This is a genomic window from Streptomyces sp. NPDC057654 (assembly GCF_042800135.1).
GTDB lineage: Bacteria > Actinomycetota > Actinomycetes > Streptomycetales > Streptomycetaceae > Streptomyces.
On the sequence record NZ_JBHVHQ010000331.1, the window covers coordinates 1 to 8,571 of the forward strand.

Below are 8,571 nucleotides of genomic sequence, written 5' to 3' on the forward strand. Positions count from 1 at the left end.
TTTCGCGGCCGCAACTGAAAGCCTATTTCTGCTCTTTTGTCTTGGTTCACGATGGTGTCGGGTCGCGATTTCACGCGACCCCATTTTCGGCAACGGCCTTTCGGGCGCCGTGAATTTCTGAGGGGGCGTTATGAGTACTGCGCTGGAACAGGCTTCGAGCGTGACCGGGCTCGTACGGGAAAACGTGGCGGCCGACGGCCGGCGGACGGCCCTCACCTTTGTGAAGAGCCTCGACGGCGCCCCCGTGGACGATGCCTGGTCGTACGCCGAACTGGACGCCGAGACCCGCAAGGTCGCCGCCTGGCTCCAGGACCACTGCGCCGCGGGCGACCGCGTCCTGCTGCTCTACCCGGAGGGGCTGCACTTCACCGCCGCCTTCCTCGGCTGCCTCTACGCCGGGATGGTCGCCGTCCCCAGCTCCCTGCCGGGCCAGTACATCTACCAGCGCCGCCGCGTCACCTCGATCGCCGACGACGCCGGCGCGTCCGCCATCCTCACCGACACCACCACCCTGCCCTCCGTACGGGAATGGGCCGAGGCCGAGGGCCGCACCGCCATCGCGCTCGCCGCCACCGACACCGCGGACCTCGCCGACCCGGACGCCTGGACCCGGCCCGCGCAGGACCGTGACACCCTCGCCCTGCTCCAGTACACCTCCGGCTCCACCGGCGACCCCAAGGGCGTCATGGTCAGCCACGGCAACCTGCTGCACAACGCCATGTGCCTCACCAAACCGTTCGGCATGACCGACCGCAGCCGGTTCGGCTCCTGGATCCCGCACTACCACGACATGGGCCTGATGGCACTGCTCATCCCGCCGCTCCTGCTCGGCGGCTCCTGCGTGCTGATGAGCCCCACCACCTTCCTCAAACGGCCCCACTGGTGGCTGAAGATGATCGACGTCTACGACCTCGACTGGTCGCCCGCGCCCAACTTCGCCTACGAACTGTGCGCCCGCATGATCACCGACGAGCAGCTCGCCGGGATCGACCTCTCCCGCTGGACGTACGCGCCCAACGGCTCCGAGCCCGTACAGGCCGCCACGCTCACCGCGTTCGCCAAGCGCTTCGCGCCCGCCGGATTCCGCAGCGACGCCTTCGCCCCCTGCTACGGCCTCGCCGAGTCCACCGTCTTCGTCTCCGGCACCGGCCCCCGCGAACCCGTCGTACGGCGCGCCGACGCGGAGGCGCTCACGCACGACGAGTTCCGCGTGGTCGAGGGCGACCACGCCGGACGCGACGTCGTCAGCAACGGCCGCGCCGACGAATACGACGTACGCATCGTCGACCCCCGCACCCTTCAGCCGCGGCCCGAGGGTGGCATCGGCGAGATCTGGCTGCGCGGCCCCAGCGTCGCCCACGGCTACTGGGGCAACGAGGAAGCCACCCGCGAGGTGTTCCGCGCCCGCACCGCCGACGGCCAGGAAGGCTTCCTGCGCACCGGCGACCTCGGCGCCCTCCACCACGACGAGATCCTCACCACCGGACGCCTCAAGGAAGTCCTCATCATCCGCGGCCGCAACCTCTACCCGCAGGACATCGAGTACGAACTGCGCGCCCAGCACAGCGAACTCGTCGGCCTCTTCGGCGCCGCGTTCTCCGTGCCCCACCAGGACCAGGAGACCGGCGCCACGGAGAACCTGCTGGTCATCACCCACGAACTGCGCGGCCGCCACACGGACGCCGACATGGCCCGGCTCGCCAGCGACATCAAACGGACCGTGTCGCGGGAGTTCGGCGCGAGCGCGTCCGGCGTCGTCCTGGTACGGCGCGGCGGCATCCGCCGCACCACCAGCGGCAAGATCCAGCGCACCGCGATGCGGGACCTGCTGCTCACCGGCGGACTCACCATCGTCCACCTGGACGCCGACCCGAAGCTGCGCACCCTGCTCGACGCATGACGGCGGGCGGCGGCCCACCGACGGCGCACAGCCGCCTGACCGGCCGAGCCGCCACCGCCACGGACAGAAGGCACGTTATGGGGGAGTTGGACATGAGCATGCATCACCCGTCCGTCGCGGCTCTCGAAAAAGCGATGGGCGACGCCGACCAGCACGACGGCCCCTTCCGGCCCGGCAGCCTCGCCGAACTCGACGAGCGGGAGGCGTTCCCCGCCGCCGCGATCCGGGCCCTCGACGACTTCGGCCTCGCCCGCCACTACGTGCCCACCCGCTACGGCGGCCTGCTCGACGACCACAGCGAACTCCTGCAACTCCTGCGCGCCGTCGCCCGCCGCGATCTCACCGTCGCCGTTGCCCATGCCAAGACCTTCCTCGGCGGCGCCTGCGCCTGGGTCGCCGGGAACACCGCACAGGCCGCCGCCCTGGGCGCGGACATCCAGCGCGGCGCGGTCGCCGCCTGGGGCCTCACCGAACGCCACCACGGCAGCGACCTCCTCGCCGGGGAACTCTCCGCGACCCGCGCCAAGTCGGGGGCCGGGGCCGGGGCCGAGTCCGGATCCGGCTGGGTCCTCGACGGCGAGAAATGGCTGATCAACAACGCCACCCGCGGCGACCTGATCTCCGTGCTCGCCCGCACCGACCCCGCCGGCGGCCCCCGCGGCTTCAGCCTCTTCCTCGTCGACAAGCGCACACTCCCCGAAGGCAGTTACAGCCACCGCCCCAAGATCCTCACCCACGGCATCCGCGGCGCCGACATCAGCGGCATCGCCTTCCACGCCGCGCCCGTCCCCGACGACGCCCTCATCGGCGACATCGGCGACGGCATCGAGACGGTCCTCAAGGCGCTCCAGCTCACCCGGACCGTCGCCGTCGGACTCTCCCTCGGCGCGGCCGACCACGCCCTGAGCCTGGCCACCGGGTTCGCCGAGGGCCGCAACCTCTACGGGCGGCGCCTGACCGACCTGCCGCGCGTCCGCCGCATCCTCGGCGAGATCTCCGCGACGATCTTCCTCGCCGAGGCCACCGCCCAGGTCTCCGCCCGCAGCCCGCACGCCCTCACCGCCGAGATGAGCGTCGTCTCCGCCGTCACCAAGGCGGCCGTGCCCACCCTCGCCCAGGACGCCATCGACCGGCTCACCGAACTCATGGGCACCCGCGGCTTCCTCAGCCGCACCTATGCCGAGGGCCAGTACGCCAAGCTGGAACGCGACCACCGCATCGTCGCCATCTTCGACGGCAGCACCGCCGTCAACCGCAACGCCCTCATCGACCAGTTCGCCCGGCTGGCCCGCGCATACCGCAGAGGCCGCTGGAACGAGACCGGGCTCGCCGAAGCCGTCGACACCGGCCAGGAACTCACGGCCTTCGACCCCGCCCGGCAGCGGCTCCTCTCCGGCGACGGATGCAGCCTCGTACAGAGCCTCCCCGACGCCGCACAGAAGATCGCCGGCCTCGCCGACCGCGGCCTCCTGCCGCTCCAGGTCTCCCGCATGGCGGACGAGCTGACCACCGTCGCCGACCGGCTGCACGAAGACATGGCCGCGCTCCGCCGCACCCCCCGCGACGTGCCGCCCACCGCCTTCCACCTCGCCGAACGCTACGAACTCGTCTACGCCGGGACCGCCGCACTGCGGCTGTGGCTGCACAACGCCCCCGTCGCCGACGCCGCCGCGGGCCCCCAGCTCTGGCGCAACGGCCTGTGGCTCGCCGCCGCCCTCGCCGCCGCCCTCACCCGGCTCGGCGTCCCCGTCGACGCATCGCACGCCGCCGCCTACGACCGGGTCGCCGACCGGCTCCTCGAAGCGCCCACGGGCACGCTCTCCCTCCTGAGCACCGACAGCACCGACGACCTGGCCTGGAGCACCTCATGACCGGTACACAGACCTCGTCGGACGCCGCCGGGGGCACCGCCGCCCCCGCCCAGATCAGGCTCGACGAGCTCGACAAGCGGCTCGGCGACCCCTGGGACGGCCGCAACCCCCTCGGCTTCACCGCCGTGCTCGACGCCGACGAACGCGCGGAGATGTTCGCCGACGGCGAGCGCGCCCTCGACGACTACGGCCTCAACGCCGAGTTCGTGCCCGTCGAACACGGCGGTCGGCTCACCCGCGTCGACCACCTCGTCGAGATCATGCGGACCGTCTACCGCCGGGATCCCTGCCTCGGCCTCGGCTACGGCTTCAGCTCCTTCATCTCCTCCGTCAACGTCTGGACCGCCGCCGACCCGGCCCAGCAGCGCCAGGTCGCCGACATCCTGCTCCGCGGCGGCAAGATCGCCGCCGCATACCACGAGCTCGCCCACGGCAACGACATGGCGCGCACCGACTTCCAGGCCCTGCCCTCCGGCGCCGGACGGCTGCTCCTCAACGGCCGCAAAGAGGTCGTCACCAACATCCAGCGCTCCGACGCCATGGTGATGTTCGCGCGCACCGACGCCCGCCAGGGCAGCCGCAGCCACTCCCAGATCCTCGTCGAGAAGGACCGCGTCGCCGACGGACGCATGAGCTACCTGCCCCGGTTCGCCAGCGCCGGGATGCGCGGCGTCCAGCTCGGCGGCGTCGAGTTCTGCGACTGCCCCGTCCCCGAGAACCGCGTCCTCGGCAACCTCGGCCAGGGGCTGGAGACGATGCTCAAGTCCTTCCAGATCACCCGGACCACCCTCGTCGGCATGTTCACCGGGGCCCTCGACACCGGACTGCGCACCACCCTGCGGCACGTGCACGACCGCCGGCTGTACGGACGTACCGCCGCCGAACTGCCCCAGGTACGCTCCACCTTGGCCGGCGTCTTCCTCGACCTGCTGATCTCCGAGGTCTTCGCCACCGTCTCCACCAGGGCGCTGCACCTCGTCCCCGCCGAGACCGGGATCTACGCCCAGGCCGTCAAATACCACGTCTCCAAAACCCTCATCGACGCGATGAACCGGCTCTCCGGCGTGCTCGGCGCGCACTTCTACATCCGCGACCCGCACAGCACCAACGCGATCTTCCAGAAGATGCTCCGCGACATCCAGCCCGCGGGCTTCGGCCACATCGCCCGCTCCGTCTGCCAGATGTCCCTCCTCCAGCAGCTCCCGCTGCTCGCCCGGCGCTCCTGGCTGCCCGGCGCCCCCGCACCCGACGACCTCTTCCGGCTCGACGCCGACCTGCCGCCCATGCCCTTCGACCAGCTCGCCGTCAGCGCCGGGGGACGCGAACGGCTCAGCTCCTCGCTCGCCGCCGGGCTCGAAGCGCTCTGTGACGACGACCCGGAACACCGCGAGATCCGCCGCCTCGCCGAAGGATTCGTCACCGAACTCGCCGCGCTCGCCGAGGAATGCGGGCGGCTGCCCGTGACGGAACGGACCGTGGACGCCAGCTCCCACACCTACGACCTGACCGCCCGCTACACCAACGTCCTCGTGGCAGCGGCCTGTTACGAGACCTGGCGGCACAACCAGCACCACCCGGACCCCTTCTGGCGCGACCCCGCCTGGCTCGTCGCCGCCCTCCACCGGCTGTCCGCCCCGGCGGGCGCCGTCCGGGCCCCGCTCCCGGAACACCTGGAACACCACCTGTTCACCGAACTGACCGAGCGTCACGAAGCCGGACAGAGCTTCGGGATCAACAAGACCGGCCTGTCCGCCGACCGCTGACCGCGGTCGACGCGACCGCGACGCACCTCACCTCACGACCCCAGCACACCGCGACACGCACCAGGCGAAGGAGCCGTCATGTCCACTTCCGCTGTCGAGAACCAGGCCGACGGCAGGTCCACCAAAGACCTGCGCGTGTGGCTGACCGAATGCGTCGCCCTGCACGTACAGCTGACGCCCGAGCAGATCAAGCCCGACGTCCCGCTCACCGACTACGGCCTGGACTCCATCTACGCCCTCACCGTCGCCAGCGAGATCGAGGACCACCTCGGCATCGACCTCGACCCCACCGTCATGTGGAACCACCCGACCATCGACGAACTCGTCGGCTTCCTCACCGAGGGAACCGCCTGACCGAGGCCGACGAACCGGCCCGACCGGGGCCCGACGACCCGGCTGACCGAGGCCCGACGGACCGGCCCCCGCGGCCGGCCGCCGACGCCCGGCGCATACGAAGCCAACCGCAGTCCCAAGAGAGCGTGGGTAGGTAGAAGTGACTGATGTGCGGATCGACCGACGTGCCGTCTCGGCCGCGCAACTGGGCGTCTGGGTGGCCCAGGAACTCGCCCCCGGCAGCCCGCTCTACAACTGCGGCGTCCGCTTCGACATCAGCGGCCCCCTCGACCGCGCGGCGCTGCGGCTCGCCGTGCACCGCGCGCTCACCGAGACGGAGGCGCTGCGCGCCCGCTTCACCGCGGACGGCGACGACCTCCGGCAGACCACCACCCCCACGCCCGACGAGCCGCTGCGCACCGTGACCGTGAGCGGCGCCGCCGACCCGGCCGCCGCCGCGGCCGCGTGGATCGACGAAGACATGGCCACCGGCGTCGACCTGCGCTCCGGCGACCCGCTCCACGCCCATGTCCTCTTCGAACTCGCCCCGGACCACCACTGCTTCTACGTCCGCTTCCACCACATCGCGCTCGACGGCTACGGCCAGACCCTCTACCTCGACCGGATCTGCGAGCTCTACACCGAACTGGCCGCCGGCCGCGAACCCGCGCCCGCCCCCTTCCACCCGCTCGCCGACCTCCTCGACGAGGAAGCGGCCTACCGCGACTCCGCGCGCCACGCCCGCGACCGGGACCACTGGCTCGCCGCCTTCGCCGACCGCCCCGACTCCGCGAACCTCGCCGGCCGCACCGCACCCGCATCGCCCGCCGCCCTGCGGCGCACCGTGTCCCTGCCCGCGCACCGCCTCGCCGCCCTGCTCGCCGCGGTCCCCGCGCTCTCCGGCCGCTGGCCGCTGCTCGTCATCGCCGCCACCGCCGCCTACACCCACCGCGTGACCGCCGCGGACGACGTCGTCCTCGGCCTGCCGACGACGGCCCGGATGACCAAGGCGTCCCTGGCCACCCCCGCCATGCTCGCCAACGAACTGCCGCTGCGGCTGTCCGTACGGCCCTCCATGCCCTTCACCGAACTGATCGCCCAGGCCGCGCGCGAGGTCCCGCTGGTCGGCAAGCACCAGCGCTACCGCAGCGAGGACCTGCAACGCGAACTCGGCTACACCGGCGGTTTCACCGGCCCCTCGGTCAACGCCATCACCTTCTCCCGGAAGACCCGCTTCGGCGACCTCCCGACCGCCGCCCACTGGCTCTCCACGGGCGCCGTCAAGGACCTCTCCATCGTCGTCTCCGGGGACACGGCAGGCGGCGACGGCCTCCAGATCGAGTTCCAGGCCAACCCGGCGCTCTACACCGCCGAGCAGATGACCGCGCACCAGGACCGCTTCCTCGCCCTCCTCGAAGCTCTCGCCGACGCACCCGACCAGCCCATCGGGCAGCTTCCGACGGCCACCGACGGCGAGCGCCGCCAGGTGCTGGCGGCCGGAACGGGCGCACCCCGCCGCACCCCGCCCGCCACGGTCCCCCAGCTCTTCGAAGACCAGGTCCGCCGCGCCCCCGACACCACCGCCCTGGTCTTCGGCGACGAGACGCTCACTTACCGCGAGCTCAACGCGCGCGCCAACCGCGTCGCCCGCCACCTCGCCGCACAGGGCATCGGACCCGAGTCCCTCGTAGCCGTCGCCCTGCCGCGCTCCGCCGACCTCGCCACGGCCCTCCTCGGAGTCCTCAAGTCCGGCGCGGCCTACCTGCCCGTCGACGTGACGCACCCCGCCGACCGCATCGCCCACATGCTCACCGACGCCCGCCCCGCGCAGGTGCTCACCTCGCGCGCCGCCGCGGACGCCGTGCCCGCCACGTCCGGCGCCGCCCGTACGGTCCTCGACGAGGACGACACGATACGGGCGCTGGCCGCGTACGACGCCGGGGACCTCGCCCCCGCCGAACGCACCGCGTCCCTCACCCCGCACCACCCCGCGTACGTCATCTACACCTCGGGCTCCACCGGGCTCCCCAAGGGCGTCGTCGGACTCCACGAAGGCGTCGCCAACCGCCTCGCGTGGTTCGGCGAGACCTTCCCCTACCGCGCCGGCGAGCCCGTACTCGCCAAGACCTCCATCAGCTTCATCGACGGCACCACCGAGCTGCTCGGCGCACTCGTCCACGGCGCGCCCGTCATCATGACGAACCCTCAGGAAGCCCGTAACGCAGCCGAGATGGCCGAGCTCGGCGCACGGCACGGCATCGGCCGTATCACCGTCGTCCCCAGCCTCCTCGCCGGACTCCTGGAGAGCGGCAGCGCACGGCAGCTCACCGCGTGCTCCCTGTGGATCAGCAGCGGCGAGGCGCTGCCCGCCGCCTACGCCCGGCAATTCGCCGAGACCCTGCCGCACGCCCGGCTGCTGAACCTCTACGGAGCCTCGGAGATCACCGGCGACAGCCTGTTCGCCGTGTCCGACGGCGGCACGGCCGCGATCGGACGGCCCATCAGCGACACCCGCGTCCTCGTCCTGGACGGCGCCCTCCACCCCGTGCCGCCGGGCGCGGCCGGCGAGCTCTACATCGCCGGCGCGGGCCTGGCCCGCGGCTATCTCGACCGCCCCGGACTCACGGCGGAGCGGTTCGTCGCCGACCCGTACGGACCGGCCGGCGCCCGCATGTACCGCACGGGCGACCTGGCGCGGTGGAAC

General features: G+C 72.2%; 5 protein-coding genes. All 5 read left to right on the forward strand.

The genetic code is table 11. The features are described 5' to 3' along the window. Nucleotides 1-130: 130 nt before the first annotated feature. The gene (locus ACFU99_RS23185; RefSeq protein WP_384394930.1) at nucleotides 131-1,900 is read left to right on the forward strand and encodes a fatty acyl-AMP ligase; all 1,770 of its coding nucleotides are present in this window, start codon (nucleotides 131-133) and stop codon (nucleotides 1,898-1,900) included. Between the two features lie 92 nt (nucleotides 1,901-1,992). Next, on the forward strand, nucleotides 1,993-3,771 hold the full coding sequence (locus tag ACFU99_RS23190) for an acyl-CoA dehydrogenase family protein (protein WP_384394931.1): 1,779 nt from the start codon (nucleotides 1,993-1,995) through the stop codon (nucleotides 3,769-3,771). Further along, entirely contained in the window at nucleotides 3,768-5,534 is a 1,767-nt protein-coding gene (locus tag ACFU99_RS23195) for an acyl-CoA dehydrogenase (protein ID WP_384394933.1), read from the forward strand. Before ACFU99_RS23190 ends, ACFU99_RS23195 begins: the two co-directional genes overlap by 4 nt. Before the next feature lie 78 nt (nucleotides 5,535-5,612). Further along, nucleotides 5,613-5,888: an acyl carrier protein gene (locus tag ACFU99_RS23200; protein WP_384394935.1), complete on the forward strand. Its 276-nt coding sequence runs from the start codon at nucleotides 5,613-5,615 to the stop codon at nucleotides 5,886-5,888. Between the two features lie 148 nt (nucleotides 5,889-6,036). Continuing rightward, nucleotides 6,037-8,571 (forward strand): amino acid adenylation domain-containing protein (locus ACFU99_RS23205; protein WP_384394937.1); only part of this gene is annotated, 2,535 nt, incomplete at its 3' end.

What these genes read in the sequence shown, in the direction of transcription:
- ACFU99_RS23185 (WP_384394930.1), top strand. Translation starts at nt 131, where the DNA reads ATGAGTACTGCGCTGGAACAGGCTTCGAGCGTGACCGGGCTCGTACGG.
- ACFU99_RS23190 (WP_384394931.1), top strand. Translation starts at nt 1,993, where the DNA reads ATGAGCATGCATCACCCGTCCGTCGCGGCTCTCGAAAAAGCGATGGGC.
- ACFU99_RS23195 (WP_384394933.1), top strand. Translation starts at nt 3,768, where the DNA reads ATGACCGGTACACAGACCTCGTCGGACGCCGCCGGGGGCACCGCCGCC.
- ACFU99_RS23200 (WP_384394935.1), top strand. Translation starts at nt 5,613, where the DNA reads ATGTCCACTTCCGCTGTCGAGAACCAGGCCGACGGCAGGTCCACCAAA.